The following is a 19,459-nucleotide window of genomic DNA, read 5'->3' as shown; positions in this document are numbered from 1 at the left end:
ACAAATACTATTGTTATCGGCCTTAATTAAGATCCATAAATATGGGCCGGATAAGAGTGATTACAGATCCTCGGTTGAACTTTTTGCGAGATGACAAAAAAATAAAGGGCTAAGAATTAACGTAACCCTTTGATTTACATATATTTTTGGTGGCCCCTCTGTGAGTCGAACACAGCACCAACGGATTATGAGTCCACATTGTTGAGGCACTATGCTTACCATTACGCAACAATACATATACTTAAATTACGTTATGCAACTAAATAGATGCGTCATCTAACTATAGCGTCGAACTTTTGTTGTACTTCTGTATAGTCTTAACTCAACCATCTCAACGTTTAAAGTAAGGGACCTAGATTAATTTAAAATCAGTAATTTAGCGTAATTTTTTTAATATTCAAAAAACTGATTAGTGTACTGATTTTGTACTAATCAAAGCGTTACATTAGATAGGCCACCACAGATGAATAAACGTCACCTCATAGGATTCATTAATTGAAAAAATTAGTTGACCTTCCTATTGTAGGAAGCTTTAGACTGGAAATATACTTAATACAAGTTTCCGGATTATGAGCATGTCCAAAAAGACTTTAAGTGATGCCATCCAAAATATCTCACTTCCTATCGAAGGGATGACATGCGCCAGCTGTGTAGGGCGTGTTGAAGCCGCCTTAACAAAGGTACCTGGCGTTGAAAGTGTCTCAGTCAACCTGACAAGTGAGCGAGCGACTATTCACGTTACCGAAGAGGTAAATCGCACAGCCTTGATCGAAGCTGTTCATAAAGTTGGTTATGAAGTTCCAACATCCAAAATAGAACTCAATGTTATTGGCATGACCTGTGCGTCATGTGTTGGCCGTGTTGAGAAAGCCCTCAAATCTGTACCAGGGGTCGTTGAAGCTACAGTTAACTTGGCCACTGAACGTGCCTCCGTTGATGGCTCTGCCAGTTCAGAAGATTTGATTTCCGCGATCGAGCGTATTGGTTACGAAGCTAAGGTCATTGATTCCCCGGTACAGGATGTAGCAGAGAGTCAAAAAGAGATTGAATTACTCAAGTTGAAGCGGGACCTCATTCTGGCAGCAGCACTATCGTTACCAGTGTTTGTAATGGAAATGGGTGCGCATTTGATATCAGGTGTTCATGAATTAATCATGGATACCATTGGCATAAACACCAGTTGGTACGTGCAGTTTATGTTGACGGCTCTGGTATTGGCTTTTCCTGGTAGACGCTTTTACCAGAAAGGCTTTCCTGCACTGTTTAGGCTTGCTCCAGACATGAACTCGCTCGTAGCAGTAGGTACAGCTGCGGCTTTCGGATATTCAATAGTCGCGACCTTTGCTTCAGGACTGTTACCGGAAGGAACGGTCAATGTCTATTATGAAGCGGCTGCAGTCATTGTGGTTTTGATCTTACTTGGCCGATTTCTGGAGGCGCGTGCCAAGGGGCACACTTCCGAAGCAATCAAGCGCCTGGCAAAAATGCAGGTCAAAGAAGCGCATGTCATGCGCAATCATCGCTTTTTGGATGTGCATATCAATGAAGTGGTGCTGAATGATGTGCTCGAAGTGCGACCGGGTGAGAGAGTGCCGGTAGACGGTGAAGTTACCAATGGTAAAAGTTTCGTTGATGAATCCATGATCACTGGTGAACCCATGCCTGTCGAGAAGAGCCTGGGTAGTTCCGTAGTCGGGGGCACCATCAATCAGAAAGGTGTTTTGGAGATGCGTGCGACAGCCGTTGGTAACCAAACCATGCTGGCTCAGATCATACGTATGGTGGAACAGGCACAAGGATCTAAGCTACCAATACAGGCGCTCGTCGACAAAGTGACCATGTGGTTTGTCCCAGCTGTCATGGGTGCTGCATTGATCACATTTACAAGCTGGATGATTTTTGGGCCTTCGCCTGCGTTGACTTTCGCACTTGTGAATGCAGTCTCCGTGTTGATCATTGCGTGTCCATGTGCCATGGGATTGGCCACGCCAACGTCAATCATGGTAGGAACCGGGCGAGGCGCCGAGCTAGGCGTTTTGTTCAGAAAAGGCGAAGCATTACAGTTACTCAAGGATGCCAAAGTTGTCGCAGTTGACAAAACCGGTACGCTCACAGAAGGACGGCCAGTGCTGACCGACCTTGAAGTTACAGAGGGCTTCGAGCGTAAAAGTCTTCTTGCAAAAATCGGGGCGGTTGAATCTAAATCCGAGCATCCAATCGCCCGCGCTATTGTAGCCGCTGCCACTGAAAATGGACAATCGCTACCGTCTTTAACAGACTTTGAATCTGTAACTGGTATGGGCGTAAGAGCAGGTGTTGAAGGTGTTCTTGTGGAAGTGGGGGCTGATCGCTTCATGCGACAACTGGGGTTAGATTTGAACGTCTTTGCGCAAACTGCTGAGCGGTTGAGTAAAGAAGGTAAGTCACCCTTATATGCCGCTATTGATGGTCAGTTGGCTGGTATTATTGCAGTGGCTGACCCTATAAAAACTTCAACACCAGGTGCAATTGCTACACTGCATCAGTTAGGTCTGAAAGTGGCTATGATTACTGGAGATAATGCCAAGACCGCACATGCAGTCGCCCGCCAGCTAGGCATTGATGAAGTCATTGCTGAGGTCATGCCTGAGGGTAAAGTGGAGGCTGTACGTCGCTTGAAATCTACTTACGGGCAGATTGCTTTTGTGGGGGATGGCATTAATGATGCCCCCGCGCTGGCAGAAGCAGATGTGGGCCTGGCAATCGGGACCGGTACAGATATCGCTGTAGAATCAGCAGATGTTGTCTTGATGTCTGGCAATCTGCAAGGAGTGCCGAATGCGATTGCTTTATCCAAAGCAACGATAGGAAATATTCATCAAAACCTGTTCTGGGCATTTGCTTATAACACGGCGTTGATTCCGGTAGCGGCTGGTGCACTTTATCCTGCCTGGGGCTTACTACTTTCACCAGTATTTGCTGCCGGCGCAATGGCTTTATCGAGCGTGTTCGTTTTAGGGAATGCTTTGCGCTTACGGACATTCAAACCACCTCTAGTGGAATTCAACAATCCACAAAACCTTTGAATAATAATGCTTGACCTTACCATTATTGGAACCTTTAAGCTTAAATTACTACCAATTATTCTTTAAGGAGTTGATGATGGAATTTCATATTGAAAATATGACCTGCGGTGGATGTGCAAGAGGTGTGACAAGTGCCATTAAAGCCATAGACCCAGAAGCAAGCATTACTACGGATCCTCCAACCAGAACGGTCAACGTTGAAAGCAGTATTGCAAAAGACGAGATCGTTTCAGCGCTTATAGATGCTGGTTTTCCACCTGAAACTAAGTAATTTCTATCTGCCTGCTGAGCAATATCAGCAGGCTTCTTACCTATCACTTGGGCATGAACGATGAGTTTATTTAATATTGGGCAAGCTGCAAAGGCGTCGGGTATATCGACCAAAATGATCCGGCATTACGAAAGCGTCGGGTTGTTGCCTGCTGCTTCAAGAACTTTTGCGGGATATCGTCAATATTCTGAAAAAGACATCCACACGCTGAGCTTTATCAGACACTCCCGCGATTTAGGCTTTTCTATCAAGCAAATTGAGGAGTTATTAAGCTTATGGCAAGACCCGCATCGGCCAAGCAGCAAAGTGAAAGAGTTAGCAACTGCCCATGTTGAGGCCTTAAACCAGAAGATTCAAAGCCTGATGTCGATTAAGTCGGAGCTCCAAAAGCTTGTGCATTGCTGTCATGGGGATGATCGCCCAGAGTGCCCCATTCTGGAGCAACTTGCGCTTAATCAAACATAGGATATTTCATAACAGGAAAATTTCAGTTTGGCACTGAATCATTTTTAATTTAGGGTTATCATAATCTCATCGTGAGAAAACTCATCCAGATCTTCGCTATTTGGCTCATAACAATCATTCTACCGGTGCAGGGATTTGCAGCGATTAGCATGATGAATTGTGAAAAGCCACAAAACCAGCACAACCATGAAAGTGTCAGTGGTCATAGCCATGAACACCACGAGGGTGCTGTGGATAGTCATGCTCACAAACATCAAGATGATACTAAGCACGCTTGTAACCATTGTTCCAAATGTTCAGTCTGCTGTTCAGGCTTCGCCTTTGCAGCCTCGGGTGGTGATCTAAAGCATCATTTGATTGTTGCAGGTACGGCAATAGGTTTTATCGTCCCAGATTTCACTAGCCACATATCCTCCGGCCCTGAGCGACCTCCGCGTTTTATCCTCATTTAGTTTGTTATTGGCTGAAGTCCTATCAGGTCTTTAGCCACCACACTTATGCTTTTGCATGCTCGCGGCAGGCGAAAGAATGCGTTTCCAATGGATGTTTGGGAATTCTAAATGAGAGGTTAATATGAAATTTCCTACCCGAAAGAGAGCTTGGATAGCTCCTCTTCATCAATACTTACTATGTCTTTCAATGGCATTGGGGATTGGCGTATCATTTGCGGAAGAAATTCCCGCGCCATACCAGTCCACGTTTGAAGATTACAAGGCGACCAATAGTGACAATCAAAAAAATTGGAAATCACTAGATTCTTCGATTGCAGACCAAGGACATCAAATGTCGGGGATGCAGCACGCCTCGGACCAACCAATGAATCATGAAGCGATGGGACATAGTATGTCTCATGGCGATACGCATGCTTCCCACGGCTCAAAATCTCAGATGCCACCCATGGACCATAACAGCATGCCGGGGATGGACCATAGCAAAATGCATGAGATGAATAGTCAGGCTGAGGACATGGACCACAGCATGGCAAGCATGGATCACAAATCATCTTCATCTGAAATGTCGGCACACACGCACGACCATGGAATGCATGCTGAAATGGGTCATCACTCCATGCAAAATATGAATCATTCGGGAAGTGAGAGTGAAGAGGCTTTATCAATGGCCCATGCGCATGGAAATTCGGAGAGTGAGCTTGCGGAAGAGGATTTCTCAAGCCATATCCATGAGTCTTCAGAAGCTCTTAAATCAGAAGTGCCCTCAGAACACACCGGTTTCCAGATTGTTCCAAATTTGCATCCGGCAATCGTGCACTTTCCAATTGCGTTGACGATGGTGGCATTTATTTTAGGCCTAGCTGCTCGCTTGCGCCGCCAATCTGCATCATCCACTTCATTGGATGCCGCAGCATATCACGTATTGATCCTAGCTGCTGTGAGTGCTGTAGCTGCCGTTGGTTTTGGTTGGCTGGCATTCAACTCAACCATGAATCACGATGATGCCGGCCATGCTGCCATGTTATTGCATCGTGCCTGGGCAATCCCTACTGCTGTTGGATTGGTGCTCGTTGCAGTCTGGCACTCGTTGAAGTCGCGTCAGGACATGCCGATGTCCATTCCTGTATTAGTTTGCCTGGCTGGTTTATCCATGGCTGTAACGACAACGGCATGGCTGGGCGGTGAAGTGGTTTATCGCCATGGCATTGGTGTTCTATCTTTACCTGCATCTGGTGGTCATCACCACGTTGGACATCACCATGGTGAAGCAAGTGAATCAGCAATACCAGCTCAAGACAACCATTCAGGTCATCAACATGAATCATCATCTGAAGGAGATTCACATGCGCACTAATATTGGAACCTTCAGGGCACGCAGCGTCATTCTTGTTGCCGTAAGCTTGTTATTAGGTGGATGCGCGACCTTCTCAAAAGATGGCGGCATGGATGAGGTACAAAAGCAAACTCAACCGCACCTGACGCAAGAGTATGAATGGGCTAAGACTGAAGAGTCTAAAAAGTCCCTGCAGGACAAGACTCAGGCATTGCTCGCACAACCTTTGGATGTAGAGGGTGCAGTACAGGTGGCGCTTTTTAACAACAAAGGACTACAGGCCTCATTCTACGAACTGGGCATCTCAGAAGCAGACTTGGTACAGGCTGGCCGATTGCCTAATCCACGTTTCTCTATGCTTTATGCGCGTGATGCTGGTGAGTATAAGATTGAGCAGGCATTCACGTTCAACGTCTTCTCCTTGATCACTATGCCTAAAGCTGTTGAGATTGAAAAAAGACGTTTTGCCCAGACACAAGCATCTACCGCTATTGAAGTCCTGAAGCTCGCCTATCAGACACGTATCGCTTATTTTAATGCGGTAGCCGCTACTGAACTGGCCAGATATAGCGCGCAAGTAAAAGAGTCTGCAGAAGCTAGTGCTGAGTTGGCTAAACGACTGCATGAAACCGGCAACTGGAATCGACTGGAGCAGTCACGCGAGCAAAGCTTCTATGCAGATGCCGCACTGGAATATGCGAATGCGAAAAATGCTGAAGTGAGGGCATATGAGGCTTTAGCCAGGCAATTAGGCGTAAAAGCTTCACAACTCAAAATCCAATCTCGGCTACCTGATCTGCCAAAGTCTCTTTCGGAGTTACAGGCCTTTGAACAAAATGCCTATGAACAACGATTGGATCTGCTGGTTAAGCGCTCTGAAATGGATGCCTTGGCTAAACAGCTAGGACTGACCAAAACAACGCGATTCATCAATGTGATCGAGTTAGGCCCTGCACGTGTATTGGAAGGCAGAAGAAGCGAGCCCTATAAAAAAGGTATCGATATCGCTTTTGAAATCCCGTTGTTTGACTGGGGCCAAGCCAAGGTGCCACGGGCAGAGTCCATTTATATGCAGTCTGTACAGGAAACTGCTCAGTTGGTGACCAATGCGCAATCTGAGATACGTGAGCGGTACAACACCTACCGCACCAGGCATGATGTCACTCGTCACATTCGCGATGAGATTGTGCCATTACGTAAACGCATATTGTACGAAGATCAGCTACGTTATAACGGCATGCTCACAAGCCCATTTGAATTATTTGGCGATGCCAGAGCACAAGTACAAAGCGTAAAAGGCTATATCGAATCATTACGCGACTTCTGGTTAGCTGATGCTGAATTACAAGCTGCTTTAGTCGCTAGTCCTCGTTTGATGGAAGGTCAATAAAATGACAACTATGGATAGAAGAAACTTTTTTAAATATGCTGGATTAGGCATGGCTGGCGTTGCAGTCAGTGCTGTCAGCAAGGTGGCATTGGCAGCCATCCCGGAAATCATTACCTCCGAAGTAGCCAATACTCAGGAACCTTTGCACCCGAACACTGGACGGCCTTATCAGCCTGTAGTCACATTGAATGGCTGGAGTTTGCCTTGGAAGATGAACAATGGTGTCAAAGAGTTTCACCTCGTTGCGGAGCCTGTCGTCAGAGAGATTGCACCGGGTATGAAAGCAAATCTCTGGGGCTACAATGGTCAAAGTCCTGGTCCTACGATTGAAGTTGTTGAAGGTGATCGTGTACGTATTTTTGTGACCAATCGCCTGCCCGAGAAAACCAGTGTGCACTGGCATGGTCAACGTTTGCCCAACGGTATGGATGGCGTCAGTGGTTTGACGCAGCCAGCCATTGAGCCTGGTAAAACCTTTGTTTATGAGTTTGAAGCCAGACGCCCCGGAACTTTCATGTATCACCCACATGCCGATGAAATGATGCAAATGGCCATGGGGATGATGGGCAGTTGGATCACGCATCCCAAGAACCCTAAGTTCATGCCGGTGGATCGTGATTTTGTATTTTTGCTTAACGCCTATGACATCGAGCCTGGCAGCTTCACCCCTAAAGTTAACACCATGCTGGATTTCAATTTATGGACATGGAATAGCCGAGCCTTCCCAGGTATCGACCCCATTGTGGTTCGTAAGGATGACCGTGTGCGCATACGGATTGGAAACCTCACAATGACAAATCATCCAATTCACATTCACGGCCATGAGTTTGAAGTCACAGGCACTGATGGTGGATGGGTGCCCAAAACTGCACGCTGGCCTGAAGTGACGACCGACATTGCCGTAGGGCAAATGCGTGCTATTGAGTTTATTGCTAATGAACCCGGGGATTGGGCTTTCCATTGTCATAAAAGCCATCACACCATGAATGCCATGGGGCACAGTTTCCCCACCATGATAGGTGTGAAACAGGGGGATTTGATGAAGAAAATCACTAACCTCGTACCTGACTACATGCCTATGGGTGAAACGGGCATGTCTGAGATGACAGATATGTCAGAGATGATGGATATGCCATTACCCAAAAATACATTGCCAATGATGATGGGCAACGGACAGTTTGGATCACTTGAGATGGGCGGAATGTTTACTACCGTGAAAGTCCGAGATGGACTCGCTAAAAATGACTATAAAAATCCAGGTGATTATAAAAATCCCAGCGGCACTGTAGCGCACGCAGTTGAAGTGGATTTAACCAAAGTGGAGCGTCAAAAGCCACATGCTGAAGGTGAGTTGGAAGTGAATGTCAGAAAACCAATTAACCATTCTGGTCATTAGTATCGTTGTGGCTTAGACTTTGGATATTGCTCTTAACTAAGACAAACGGCTTGCACATTTGCAGGCCGTTTTGTTATTTACTCCAATGGCCTAGGCCATTTCCTCTTCTGAAATTAGTTTTTTCGATGCCTATATCTTACAGCCGTTAGGATATTTATCGTTAAGATATCAAAATCTTTATATAACCCGTCATCCAATGTTCATCGTACTCACCAACGATGGATGGACTTAATCTTGGTTCGCCTATTAATACAGAAGAGGACGGGACTAGAGTCTGGATTAACGTTGATATTCCTCATTGGAAGAAAAGCAATTTTGTTTTTTATGAACGATTAGGTTGGACTGTATTAATAGATCCACAACATGCCATCGTAGCACTTGGAGATCCAAAGGTTACAGTAGGTATATTCGGAATACGCTCTCACACTATTTTTACTGCACGAGGGAAAGTTTATTCCGAATGGCTAAATCGATATAAAAAAGAAGAGTCTCAAACTTTCATCGACTCGGTTAATAATAAACTGGTTTATCTAACTCCTGCTGAATTGGGTCGTTCCGCAATTATTGCTGCGTTACCATTGGAAGAAATTCAGAAAGCGAATAAAGAATTCGCTAAATTATTCCTCCCAATTGGGATTTCAATTGGATTGGTGCTTAGTTTTGCGTTCATCCTGTTAGCAAAAAAACGTGTTTCTCCGAAAAATATCATCTTGAAAGCATTAATCAATGATGAGTTTTATATGGAATACCAACCAATTCTTGATTTGGATACGAATGCGTGTGTAGGGGCATAAGCTTTAATCCGCTGGAAATCTTATGAAGGCAAAGTAATAATGCCTGATTTTTTCATTCCAGTGGCAGAAGCTACCGGTCTTATGTGTCAAATTACAGCGCACGTGTTTAAGCTTGTGGCCATGGACATGCAGACTGTATTCCAACAGTATCCTGATATTCAAATAGGCATAAACATTACTGCTCAAGACTTATTATCAGGTAACCTTTTAGAATTAATCGAAGAGTTCAAAACAGTTGGAGGAGCTAAAAGTAGCCAACTTGTCTTAGAAGCAACCGAACGAGGTCTTGTAAATGATGCTAAGTCGTTACAAGTCATGAAGGAAATACGTCGTCAAGGAGCCAAAATAGCCATAGACGATTTTGGAACAGGTTATTCTAACTTATCTTATCTCACAAAATTCGAACTGGATTACATTAAGATTGACAAATCATTTGTAGATTCAGTTGGAACCGAAGCGGTAACCAGACATGTCGCTTTTCATATTATTGAAATGGCAAAATCATTAAATCTTGGTATGGTTGCTGAAGGCGTTGAAACTGAAATACAGGCGAAACTTCTCTCTGAAAAAGGGGTGAAATACGTACAAGGTTGGCTATTTTCTAAAGCACTATCAGCAAGTAATTTTGAGACTTACCTGGAAAAAAATGCTAATTGATCTCACCTACGTTTTGCTTGGAGCTATCTTCTTCAGTTTTTGGATTCAACCACAACTCTAAAATAAACCAACAAAGAGATAAGGCTCCAATGCTAAAAATGATGTCTCCAGGCACTCTCATCCATACTAAAGTATCAATGATAGGTTTTTGCATGAAATCAGCAGAGCGAGCATACCAATATCCATGATCAATCGCTGCCAAAAGTTGCAAAGTCCCAATAGGTAAAAGCGTCAAAATAGCCATTAATGCGAGCCCTATATTGAGTGACCAGAAACTGACTTTTAACATTTTTTCGTTCCATATTAAGTCTGGCTTTATTCCTCGAATGCAATACAACACCAAACCTATCCCTAGCATTCCATAAACACCGAATAAAGCAGCGTGGCCATGCAGTGGAGTTAAATTTAGACCCTGCATGTAGTACAAAGATAAAGGAGGATTCACGAGAAATCCCAATAGTCCTGCGCCCACGATATTCCAGAAAGAAACTGCAAGGAAAAACATAATCGGCCAACGGTAACGCTGCATCCAAGCTGTAGCGTGACCAAGTTGATAATAGTGATAAGCTTCAAATCCAATATAAGCTAAAGGGACAACTTCTAAAGCGGAAAAACTGGCACCTAGTGCAAGAACAGCCATGGGTGTTCCACTAAAATATAGATGATGTAATGTTCCTAGCACGCCACCAGCCATGAAAATGATGGTGGCAAATAACACTGCTACTGTCGCTGTTTTAGTAGGCAACAAACCCAGCCGGGTGAATATTATGGCTAATACAGCAGTAGCAAAAACTTCAAAAAAACCTTCAACCCAAAGATGGACCAGCCACCAACGCCAATACTCAATCGTAGATATATGACTATGTTCGTTTGAAATCAGGGCTGCGCCGTAAAATAATCCAATCGCTATTGTAGAGAGCATTAATAATGCAACTATCGAACGTGGTTCACTTTTAACTCGTAAAACAGGCCATAGAGATCTAGCGATTAAAACTAGCCAAAGAATCAACCCAACAAATAAGTACCATTGCCAAAACCGGCCCATATCGGAATATTCCCAGCCTTGATGACCAAACCAGAAGTTATACTTCAAACCCATCTTTTGCATAACAGCAAACCATTGCCCTGTGAAAGAGCCAATGACAATTGCAATTAATGATATCCATAGGAAATTGACTCCCATACGCTGGTATTTTGGCTCATAACCAGAAATTGCTGGCGCAATATATAATCCGGTAGCTAACCAAGCTGTTGCAATCCATAACACGGCCAATTGCGTATGCCATGTACGAGTCAAAGCATAGGGTAGAATTTCGGATAAATTGAACCCGTATTGTTGCTGACCTTCTATTTGATAATGTGCCGTGATACTACCGAGTAGTATTTGTATCAGGAATAAGCTAAGTAATAACCAAAAGTATTTTGCAGTCGCTCTCATCGAAGGAGTCACAACGATAGATCTCAAAGGATCATTTATAGGTAAAACTAATTGTTCTCTGGAATGATGTTGTGAAATTGCGTGGTGCCACCCTAATAAAGCAATACCTGCTATTAAAAAAATTACGCTGAAAGCAGACCAGACAAAGGTGCTTGCTGGAGGTTTATTTCCAACTAATGGCTCGGAAGGCCAATTATTAGTATAACTAATTTGACTGCCAGGTCTGTTTGTTACCGTCGCCCAAGATGTCCACCAGAAAAAGGCTGTGAGAGCATGGCGATTTGCTGCATTAGGCACAGTGTTATTTCGCATTGCGTATGATTCTCGTAATGAAGCTGTACTACTCTCGTCTCCAAATAATTTTTGGAAGTGAGCTTGAACCTTCAAGATTGCCCTGGCTCGATCCTTATCGAATGTAATAATTTTGGTTTTTTCATTGAATGTATTTAGACGTATTCGGCTTTGCAGTCTGCCTTGAAGTTTTGCCTGATTTTCTTCAGACAATTGTGCATAATTTAAATTGTCACCACTGCTTTTTGCCCAGATGTTCAGCAATGCAATTGCTTCCCGATGAAGCCAGTCTGCACTCCAATCTGGGGCCACATAACTACCGTGCCCCCAAATTGATCCTAACTGCATACCTCCAAAAGACTGCCAGACCTGACGACCTTTTTGAATATCTTCCAAGGTGTAAATTATCGATCCACTTTCACTCAACACTTTCTCGGGCATTGGGGGCGCTTCACGATAGATTTCGGAACCTGTCCAGAGCAAAGCACTAAAAGAAAGAACTAATAGTGTTCCGAGATAAATCCACAACCTTTTCGTAACGTCCATAAAATCCCCTGGGATAATGAATTTCGATTTGAATTCTAAAATCAGGCTGATTTTAATGAACTCGTGATGACAAAATTTTCAATCTATAGCAAGTCTTAAACTGGGCATTTTTTTATTGCCGACGGAGGTGATAAATCTTGCCGGGGACCGAAAAATTCGAAATGCACTTGTGCCGCAGGTATACCCCAACTCAATAGTTCATGATAAATACCTACCATGAAGGGCTGTGGGCCGCAGAAATAATAATCTGCGTCACGAGTCGGGACGAAAGATTCAATTAGGATAGCGTCGATAAAACCTTCATCTACATTCCCTTGTGAAAGCAGATCAGTATTTATGGGCTTACTATAGCGGTAATGATTTTTGAAATTGGAATGCTCTTCAGCCAAGCTATCTATGGTTTTTTTGAAAGCTTGAGTGTTTTCATTCACATTCCCGTGAATTAATATTATTTCTCTGTTGGGCATTGTCTCTATAGCGCTCAGCAACATACTGAGTATCGGCGTGATTCCTACCCCAGCTGCCAACAAAACTAATGGCCGTTCGTGTTTTTCAGTAACATCAAGGAAAAACTCTCCGCACGGCGGGGCTATCTGAAGTGTCGCACCTACGTCTATATCGTTATGCAAAAAGTTTGATACGTAACCTTCGGGAGTATCCGCCTTCAGACCAACTTCTCTTTTAACACTTATCCGAAACCATGGTTGACCTGGTTTATCCGATAAGCTGTAATTCCGCATAGTTGTTTGGCCATTAGCAGTTTTTACTCTTACAGTAATGTATTGACCAGGTTTGAATTTCGGGAGGTCACTGCCATCTTCTGGCACGAGATAAAAAGAAGTAATTAAATCACTTTCTTTTTCTTTTTTAGTCACTAAAAATGACTTGAAACTTTCCCATCCCCCCGGCATATTTTTATGTTCGGTGTAGATTTGTTTTTCTCGACCGATCATTATTTCCGCTAAAAACCCGTAAGCTTCACCCCAGGCCTTAATAACTTCATCACTTGCACCTTCTCCAAGTACTTCACGGATTGAAGCAAGTAAATTTTCACCAACAATTGGATAATGTTCTGGCTTAATTTGTAATGAAACGTGCTTTTGCGCAATTAACTCAACTGCGCCGCCTAAAACTTCAAGATTGTCGATATTTGCCGCATAAGCACATATTGCACCTGCCAAAGCTTTTTGTTGCAGGCCAGCTTCTTGATTCGCCGGATTGAAGAATGGCGCAACTTCAGGGTTATTGGAAAACATTCGTTTATAAAAATGCTTTGTTAAGGTTTCCGCGTGCTCTTGCAAGATAGGCGCTGTAGATTTTACAGTTGCTATTGTTTGATCACTCAACATGATTTTCTCCATCTAATATGTAATTCAAGGCCACTTGTGACAGTGCTGTGTCCAATACCGTAACTAGTGAACTGCTGAATTATTCAAAAATATTTCTATAAATCCTCTATGCATATTGCCGATCTCATTAGCCGCCAAACCATCTGTGACATCAGCTAATGTGTATTGATCCAATACAATGAAGAATCCTGCATAAGCACTTTCCAATATTTGCTTTAGGGCACATACATTTTTGAGTCGGCATTGCAGCTTATTGCAATCTATAACCTCAACATGGCCTTCTAGAACTCTAAGTACCTTACCTAATACAATTTCGGACGGTTCAATTGCCAACCTAATTCCGCCAGACCTTCCTCGAATCGACTCAATCCATCCATACTTAACTAGTTTGGCAGCCACTTTAGCAAGGTGATTTCGGGGGATATTAAATTGGTCCGAAACTTCAGCTAAAGTAACTGCTGGAATTGTTGATCTCTCTTTCGAGAGATACATTAAAAGGCGTAAGCCAATATCTGAGTACTGAGTTAATTGCATGGGATTAGTTTAATTAATATGCATTTTAAATGCAAATTAAAAATTAAACCTAACAATTCAAGATTAAGGCAATGCTATTACTGTAATTGGCGCTTCAACAAGGAGAATTTAAATCAGGGATTTGTCTAAAGGCTACGCCCAGACAATATGAAAAAGGTCACTTACGTTGAGATTAGGATGTGAGAACTTGACTATTATCCAATGGCTTTCAAAAGATTTTGCAAGTCCATTCAATTGTTGCCGATACAGAGATTTTGAAACCTCTAAGGCTTTCAAAATCTTAGTTAAGTAAAGAATATCTTTAGAAGCCAAAACGGATTTCTCCCCAACTTTTGTAGTTATTAGGAGTTCATAAGCAGGGTCACGAGCAGAACATATAAAAGCGCCAGCATACATTAGAAGCCACCCACGGCAAAGAGTGAGCCTTCCTGAAGTAATAAAAGCATGCCTATTAACATACATAATATCCCTAAGCTGGAGATATTGTTTTTTTCGACACACGGAATGATTTTATGTCGTCCATGAGGTAAGTTCTGCCATGAATTACTAGCCTGGACATACTCGAACAAGAGTGACTGAAGCACTCGGTTGAACTTTTTGTTAAGCTGACATAAAAACAAAAGGCTACGAATTAACGTAACCCTTTGATTTATAGTGATTTTATGGTGACCCCTCTGTGAGTCGAACACAGCACCAACGGATTATGAGTCCACAACGTTGATGAACTATGCCTACCATTACGCAACAATACATACACTTAGATTACGTTATACAACTAAGTAAACTTGTCATCTAACTATATCGTTGAACTTTTGTTGTACCTTTGTACGAGTGGTGCTAGATAATGGCATCAAACATCTAACGTTTGAATTAAGGGGCGCTGTTAGGCGTCCCGCTTGAATGATGGGTTAGAGCATATGGGCATCAGCTCAATTCTTTTCTGGCATCATTATTAAGATACAACTTTACTAGTTCCATTTTGTTCAAACCAGAATTGCTAAGACCTATGTCCTCTCGTATTGCGAGATATAAGGCATTAACTGACATGAACAGTTTTTTTGTGTCTCCGCTTTCTGACACGTTTTCAAATTCAATTTGAGCTTTTATAACTTTTGGAGACCCCCAAAGTAAGATGTCTGCCTTGAACTTGAATAAATAATGAACCAGCTCTTGGGTATCAGGCTGCTTTAGAGCGAGATTTTGATTTGACGAACCAATCATTCGAGAAATCATGTCGATAAAGCTTTGATATATTTCTACCTTTTTAAGGCGGTGTGCTTCTTCTGATGAGCGCTTGCGCTCATGTGCCTGACTAATTAAAACAGCTGATATGCCGACTAAGACTGTAGCCATGGCACCAACGATGGCAGCAACCACCTCTGGACTAGCTGCTGTGACAGCAGCAACAAATGCGTTTAGGAGAAGCCATGCTCCATACACAATGCCACCAACTAGCGAAAGCCCTAGAATAATTTGAAACACTTTTTGAATCTTGGCATTCATTTTTTATATGCTTTAACGTATGACAGAAGGGCCCGCTTTAGCGCGGCCCGCTTGATGGATGTGTTAGTGAACCAACGCATATACCGAGACCAATATGGCTACTGTTGATATTAAAGCCATCACAAACGTGATGACTCTTTGCCTTTGTACTGTTTCAGCAGTTACTTTGAGTGCGTTGCTTAACCCAATAATGATTTCGTTTTGCTCTTGGACGATAGTTCTGTTCTCTTCTACAAATGCAGCTAACTCATCAAAGCGTTTTTTGTGCAACTCTATTTCGGATTGTAGGGCGTCAACTGTGGCTGATGCTTTAGCAGCAGTGGTCGAGCTAGACTTGCTTGAAGCTGTAGGACCAAAAAAATTGTCTTTGACCTTGACCGCAGTGTCGATTGCTACTTTTGCAGCGTTTATTGCTGAGAGTATTGTTGTCGGATCCATGGGTTTTATTTGCTAACGTTTGACATAAGGGGCGCACTTTAGCGCGTCCCGCTTGATGGATGGGTTAGGACCAAGCTTGCTAAGGCTACAACATACCGAACCCCAACAAATAAAAAGATGAAAAAAACCAATGTAACCTAGGTGATTTATTTTTTAACAGGCTGTTTTTTCTGTTCAGATTCAATCTTTTTTTCTCTTAAAATGCGTTTGCGTGTCATTTCTCGTTCTTGCTCGTCTTTGATGCTCTGTTTAAAACGAGCTTCTTCTTCCTGTTGCTCAATATAGTATTCTGCGTCATCGCCCATTTTGTTCTCCTAACGTTTGAATTAAGGGGCGCCGTTAGGCGTCCCGCTTGAATGATGGGTCAGTGTTGTGAGTTTATTGAGCATGATTTAAGACCCACAAGTAAGGTGCGAGAAAAATTGCAAGCAGACTGAATGATTGCAGAGTTTTAGTTAGCACTGTGTTGGCATGTTGCTGATTGAGCCATATAAACAACACAAAGAGAAGAATTGGCATTCCGATTATCAACGTCCAGCGGAGCTCCGCGACACTTGAGATTTCAACCTTTAAGAAAGACAAAAGTGACTCAGCGAAAATTCCGGCGCTCATACTTAGTGCGGTCAGAACAATAGTGAAGTTTCGAACGAATGTGCTCATAAAATATGTGATGCTCAACAGTTATTAACCGGACGCATCTGTCCGCATAATAATATTCTTAAAAGGGCAACTCTCATGCGTCGTTCCAATTACTTCTTATGTTTAGAAGGAAACCTGTCCGTATAGTAATTAAGAGCAATTGCGGACGCAACCACTTTTAATTTAGGTAAGCTTCATCATTTTCACCCCCTGTTTAGGAGCTACATTTATGGGGTCAAAATCCACCTACCCCACCGCGTCTAATGGATCAGGTAAACAAACAAGGCTAGGTGTCTACAAAACTGTGGATAGTCCAATAAATATGGGCTGGACAATAGTGATTACAGATCCTCGGTTAAGCCTTTTGCATAGATGACAAAAAACAAAGGGCTACGAATTAACGTAACCCTTTGATTTACAGCAATTTTTGGTGACCCCTCTGTGAGTCGAACACAGCACCAACGGATATGAGTCCACATTGTTGAGGCACTATGCTATTCATTACGCAATAATACATACACTTAGATTACGTTACACAACTAAGTAGATTTATCATCTAACTATAGCGTTGAACTTTTGTTGTTCCTTCGTACGAGTTGGTCTAGATAACGACTAAGACATCTAACGTTTGAATTCACCGGTCTTGTGCGGCTTTATGAGCAAGGTCCGGTGGAATGATTGGTTATGCCTTGGCAGAGATTTCTCCTACAAGCTCGCTTAATTCAGTTGAGGTAAAACTATTGTCATTTCTCCAGGTGGTGGTCCCACTACTCTTATGAACACGAAGATGATCTCCATCTTCGACAATTCTGTAGCTTGGTGTTCCACGCAAGACTGGACAGCCGCCCTCAATTTTCCAATCAAGTACATCAGGGCGAACTTCGTGCAGCTTTGCCATGAACGAAGACGCTGTCTGGAATCGCTTCGCCGAGTCCAGATGGCACGCTTTCTTAATAATTTTAATAACGCTATTAGGGACCCAAGGCGGCAGCGCAGAAAAGTCCAAGAGCCTCCCGGAACAAATTCGCCCCTTTATGCACTGATCAACGAACGCATCTCCGTCAGCAGGCGTACCGAGAGCCTGAAACTGCAAAAGCTCTTTCTTAGATAACCAAGCCATTCCATCGTACGGAAGGTAGCCGCCAAGGAGTTGGTACAACATCATACCCGCTTGGTAAATATCTCCGGTTATGCCGTAAACATTGCCGCTTATCGTCTCTGGTGGACGGTAAAGAAGTGAATGACTCGATGCGGGTATTACAGAGCGGCCTTCAGGTAAACGCTTTACCGATCCGAAGTCGCCAATGACCGCTTTATAGTGCTCTGTTACGTAGATATTTGATGGCTTTAGATCGCGGTGCAAAAAACGCTTAGCATGAAGATGGCTTATGCCATCCAGAATCTGATATGTGAAGTCGATGGCTTCGAGATTGCCGATCGACGTTTGTTCAAGAATATCGTCCAGGTCTCCGTTGGTGCAGGCCGCCGTTTGAAAATAGGCCCAAGTGCCATCGATAAGGCCTGCGTCTTGAATCGACAACACAAACTCGGATTCAATTGATGCAAGTTGATTTGGTTCTGCGTGGAATTCTGCCTTCCCTCCCCAGTAATAAAATTTAACAGCCACCGATTTATTTGTGATTTTATTCACACCAAAAAAGACGTAGCCATTTGCTGCTTTGGCGTCTTCCTTCGTGAAGTGGATGCTCTTGGATAAATTTTGTAATGCGGCCTTAATTTCTGCTGGAGCACTAACGCCATTTATATACAAGCTGGTCATTTCGCGAACTTTACGATCATCGTACAAGCAGTTAAGAAAGCCTCGTGCTGGTATTTATTTAGTGAGTCTGGAATGGCAAAGCCGTGGCTCTTTTTTGTGGCGCTAATTGTTGGCGGAGAGATCAGCTTAACTGAGCAGTTACTAGTAAGCTGAATGATTCCCTCAATCTTGAATGTGACGGGACCGCCAGCGAACTCCCCTTTCTTGTTGCGTTTCTTTATAGCTATTGAGTGAATTCCGTTGTCACGAACTAGACCATTTATCAACGCACTAAATGACCTTATATGGTCAGCGTCTTCGTCATCCTGCAAAGCCACTCGTTTCGTTTCAAGTTCGACGTGTGAAATTTCGTCTCCATTAAGTTCGGCTACGGCAATTAGAGCCTCGCTACCTTTAATTTCAATTCCGCAAATCTTCATGGGCGCTCCGAAAGGCATAACGTTTGAATTAAGCGGCGCTGTTAGGCGTCCCGCTTGAATGATGGGTTAGGATGATTAGCATACTATTTCTCTACAAATCTAGTTTTAATTTCTACAACTATTGCTTGATTTTTCCTATTCGAATCAAAGCTAGTTTCTGTAGCAATATTTAAACTGTACTCGAGACGAATTTCTGCGATTAGGTCTTTAGTGGTTTTCATGGGGTCTATCGGTGTTAGCCATGTGTCGACGTGTGACGCAAGAGCGCCAGACGATGACATTGATGAAACAATGCCAGAGGCAAGTTGTTGCCATTTGTCTTGATAAGAAAAGCTCATAAAGTAAACACCTAACGGTTGAAGTAGGGGGTTAGCGACAATGGTGGCTCAATCCTCGTTATTGAAAAATTGTTGTTTCAGAGCTCATTTTCCCCGATCCGCCTGACTGATGGGTTAGGGTTTAGCAACTATAATAGCTTTGGTGAAAAATCGGGTACCCCGAGAACCTAATTCTTCCAAAAATATGGAGTGGAGAATTCGGCGACACGTAACCCCGATTGTGGATGCCGATGGTGCTTAAAAGCGCGTAAATACTCACCTTTTATATTGACGAGGCCTCAACTCTAGCCCACAATCACGCTACGATAGGGAGGTTGCGAGCAAAAGCCACCACCCTTTAATTATCAATAGTTTATAAGCA

At 43.3% G+C, this 19,459-nt stretch carries 16 protein-coding genes; 8 read left to right on the top strand and 8 right to left on the bottom strand.

Features of this window, described 5'->3' with window-relative positions:
- Positions 1-569 precede the first annotated feature (569 nt).
- From ASG24_RS13440 to ASG24_RS13405, 8 genes are all read left to right on the top strand, one after another.
- A complete protein-coding gene (locus ASG24_RS13440) occupies positions 570-3,065 on the top strand; it encodes a copper-translocating P-type ATPase (RefSeq protein WP_369814188.1) in 2,496 nt (831 codons plus the stop codon).
- 73 nt (positions 3,066-3,138) lie between these two features.
- Positions 3,139-3,336: a heavy-metal-associated domain-containing protein gene (locus ASG24_RS13435; protein WP_235559697.1), complete on the top strand. Its 198-nt coding sequence runs from the start codon at positions 3,139-3,141 to the stop codon at positions 3,334-3,336.
- A gap of 60 nt (positions 3,337-3,396) precedes the next feature.
- Positions 3,397-3,801, top strand: coding sequence for a Cu(I)-responsive transcriptional regulator (gene cueR, locus ASG24_RS13430; protein ID WP_055828674.1), 405 nt, complete (start codon positions 3,397-3,399; stop codon positions 3,799-3,801).
- 573 nt (positions 3,802-4,374) lie between these two features.
- Positions 4,375-5,607 carry a DUF2231 domain-containing protein gene (locus ASG24_RS13425; RefSeq protein WP_156376467.1) on the top strand — a complete coding sequence of 411 codons (1,233 nt, stop codon included), beginning with the start codon at positions 4,375-4,377 and terminating at the stop codon, positions 5,605-5,607.
- Positions 5,513-6,976 (top strand): TolC family protein, encoded by a 1,464-nt coding sequence (locus ASG24_RS13420; RefSeq protein WP_369814190.1) that lies wholly within the window; start codon positions 5,513-5,515, stop codon positions 6,974-6,976. Before ASG24_RS13425 ends, ASG24_RS13420 begins: the two co-directional genes overlap by 95 nt.
- A gap of 49 nt (positions 6,977-7,025) precedes the next feature.
- A complete protein-coding gene (locus ASG24_RS13415) occupies positions 7,026-8,372 on the top strand; it encodes a multicopper oxidase family protein (protein WP_369814187.1) in 1,347 nt (448 codons plus the stop codon).
- A gap of 218 nt (positions 8,373-8,590) precedes the next feature.
- Positions 8,591-9,166, top strand: coding sequence for a hypothetical protein (locus ASG24_RS13410; protein WP_055872172.1), 576 nt, complete (start codon positions 8,591-8,593; stop codon positions 9,164-9,166).
- Between the two features lie 6 nt (positions 9,167-9,172).
- Entirely contained in the window at positions 9,173-9,823 is a 651-nt protein-coding gene (locus ASG24_RS13405) for an EAL domain-containing protein (protein WP_255352572.1), read from the top strand.
- Here the strand turns inward: ASG24_RS13405 and ASG24_RS13400 are convergent.
- From ASG24_RS13400 to ASG24_RS13360, 8 genes are all read right to left on the bottom strand, one after another.
- Entirely contained in the window at positions 9,816-12,098 is a 2,283-nt protein-coding gene (locus tag ASG24_RS13400; RefSeq protein ID WP_055872170.1) for a nitric-oxide reductase large subunit, read from the bottom strand. The two genes, ASG24_RS13405 and ASG24_RS13400, sit on opposite strands and share 8 nt — an antisense overlap.
- A gap of 95 nt (positions 12,099-12,193) precedes the next feature.
- Entirely contained in the window at positions 12,194-13,447 is a 1,254-nt protein-coding gene (hmpA, locus tag ASG24_RS13395; RefSeq protein WP_055828610.1) for an NO-inducible flavohemoprotein, read from the bottom strand.
- A gap of 63 nt (positions 13,448-13,510) precedes the next feature.
- Positions 13,511-13,981: an Rrf2 family transcriptional regulator gene (locus ASG24_RS13390; protein WP_082488117.1), complete on the bottom strand. Its 471-nt coding sequence runs from the start codon at positions 13,979-13,981 to the stop codon at positions 13,511-13,513.
- 924 nt (positions 13,982-14,905) lie between these two features.
- Positions 14,906-15,484 carry a hypothetical protein gene (locus tag ASG24_RS13380; RefSeq protein ID WP_055872169.1) on the bottom strand — a complete coding sequence of 193 codons (579 nt, stop codon included), beginning with the start codon at positions 15,482-15,484 and terminating at the stop codon, positions 14,906-14,908.
- Between the two features lie 63 nt (positions 15,485-15,547).
- A complete protein-coding gene (locus ASG24_RS13375; RefSeq protein WP_055872168.1) occupies positions 15,548-15,922 on the bottom strand; it encodes a hypothetical protein in 375 nt (124 codons plus the stop codon).
- Positions 15,923-16,068: 146 nt separating this feature from the next.
- Complete coding sequence (locus tag ASG24_RS14695; RefSeq protein ID WP_156376580.1) at positions 16,069-16,227, bottom strand: hypothetical protein; 159 nt, start codon at positions 16,225-16,227, stop codon at positions 16,069-16,071.
- A gap of 1,016 nt (positions 16,228-17,243) precedes the next feature.
- Positions 17,244-18,341 (bottom strand): protein kinase, encoded by a 1,098-nt coding sequence (locus tag ASG24_RS13365; protein WP_055872167.1) that lies wholly within the window; start codon positions 18,339-18,341, stop codon positions 17,244-17,246.
- Positions 18,338-18,760 (bottom strand): DUF3010 family protein, encoded by a 423-nt coding sequence (locus tag ASG24_RS13360; RefSeq protein WP_055872192.1) that lies wholly within the window; start codon positions 18,758-18,760, stop codon positions 18,338-18,340. Before ASG24_RS13360 ends, ASG24_RS13365 begins: the two co-directional genes overlap by 4 nt.
- Positions 18,761-19,459: the final 699 nt, after the last annotated feature.

It is taken from the genome of Methylophilus sp. Leaf414, from assembly GCF_001425425.1.
In the GTDB taxonomy this organism is placed as follows: Bacteria; Pseudomonadota; Gammaproteobacteria; order Burkholderiales; family Methylophilaceae; genus Methylophilus.
This window is presented reverse-complemented; position numbering and strand designations above follow the sequence as displayed.

Excerpts from the sequence above, each read along its gene's own strand:
- ASG24_RS13440 (WP_369814188.1), top strand. The coding sequence starts at position 570 with ATGAGCATGTCCAAAAAGACTTTAAGTGATGCCATCCAAAATATCTCA.
- ASG24_RS13435 (WP_235559697.1), top strand. The coding sequence starts at position 3,139 with ATGATGGAATTTCATATTGAAAATATGACCTGCGGTGGATGTGCAAGA.
- cueR (WP_055828674.1), top strand. The coding sequence starts at position 3,397 with ATGAGTTTATTTAATATTGGGCAAGCTGCAAAGGCGTCGGGTATATCG.
- ASG24_RS13425 (WP_156376467.1), top strand. The coding sequence starts at position 4,375 with ATGAAATTTCCTACCCGAAAGAGAGCTTGGATAGCTCCTCTTCATCAA.
- ASG24_RS13420 (WP_369814190.1), top strand. The coding sequence starts at position 5,513 with ATGGTGAAGCAAGTGAATCAGCAATACCAGCTCAAGACAACCATTCAG.
- ASG24_RS13415 (WP_369814187.1), top strand. The coding sequence starts at position 7,026 with ATGGCTGGCGTTGCAGTCAGTGCTGTCAGCAAGGTGGCATTGGCAGCC.
- ASG24_RS13410 (WP_055872172.1), top strand. The coding sequence starts at position 8,591 with ATGGATGGACTTAATCTTGGTTCGCCTATTAATACAGAAGAGGACGGG.
- ASG24_RS13400 (WP_055872170.1), bottom strand. The coding sequence starts at position 12,098 with ATGGACGTTACGAAAAGGTTGTGGATTTATCTCGGAACACTATTAGTT.
- hmpA (WP_055828610.1), bottom strand. The coding sequence starts at position 13,447 with ATGTTGAGTGATCAAACAATAGCAACTGTAAAATCTACAGCGCCTATC.
- ASG24_RS13390 (WP_082488117.1), bottom strand. The coding sequence starts at position 13,981 with ATGCAATTAACTCAGTACTCAGATATTGGCTTACGCCTTTTAATGTAT.
- ASG24_RS13380 (WP_055872169.1), bottom strand. The coding sequence starts at position 15,484 with ATGAATGCCAAGATTCAAAAAGTGTTTCAAATTATTCTAGGGCTTTCG.
- ASG24_RS13375 (WP_055872168.1), bottom strand. The coding sequence starts at position 15,922 with ATGGATCCGACAACAATACTCTCAGCAATAAACGCTGCAAAAGTAGCA.
- ASG24_RS14695 (WP_156376580.1), bottom strand. The coding sequence starts at position 16,227 with ATGGGCGATGACGCAGAATACTATATTGAGCAACAGGAAGAAGAAGCT.
- ASG24_RS13365 (WP_055872167.1), bottom strand. The coding sequence starts at position 18,341 with ATGACCAGCTTGTATATAAATGGCGTTAGTGCTCCAGCAGAAATTAAG.
- ASG24_RS13360 (WP_055872192.1), bottom strand. The coding sequence starts at position 18,760 with ATGAAGATTTGCGGAATTGAAATTAAAGGTAGCGAGGCTCTAATTGCC.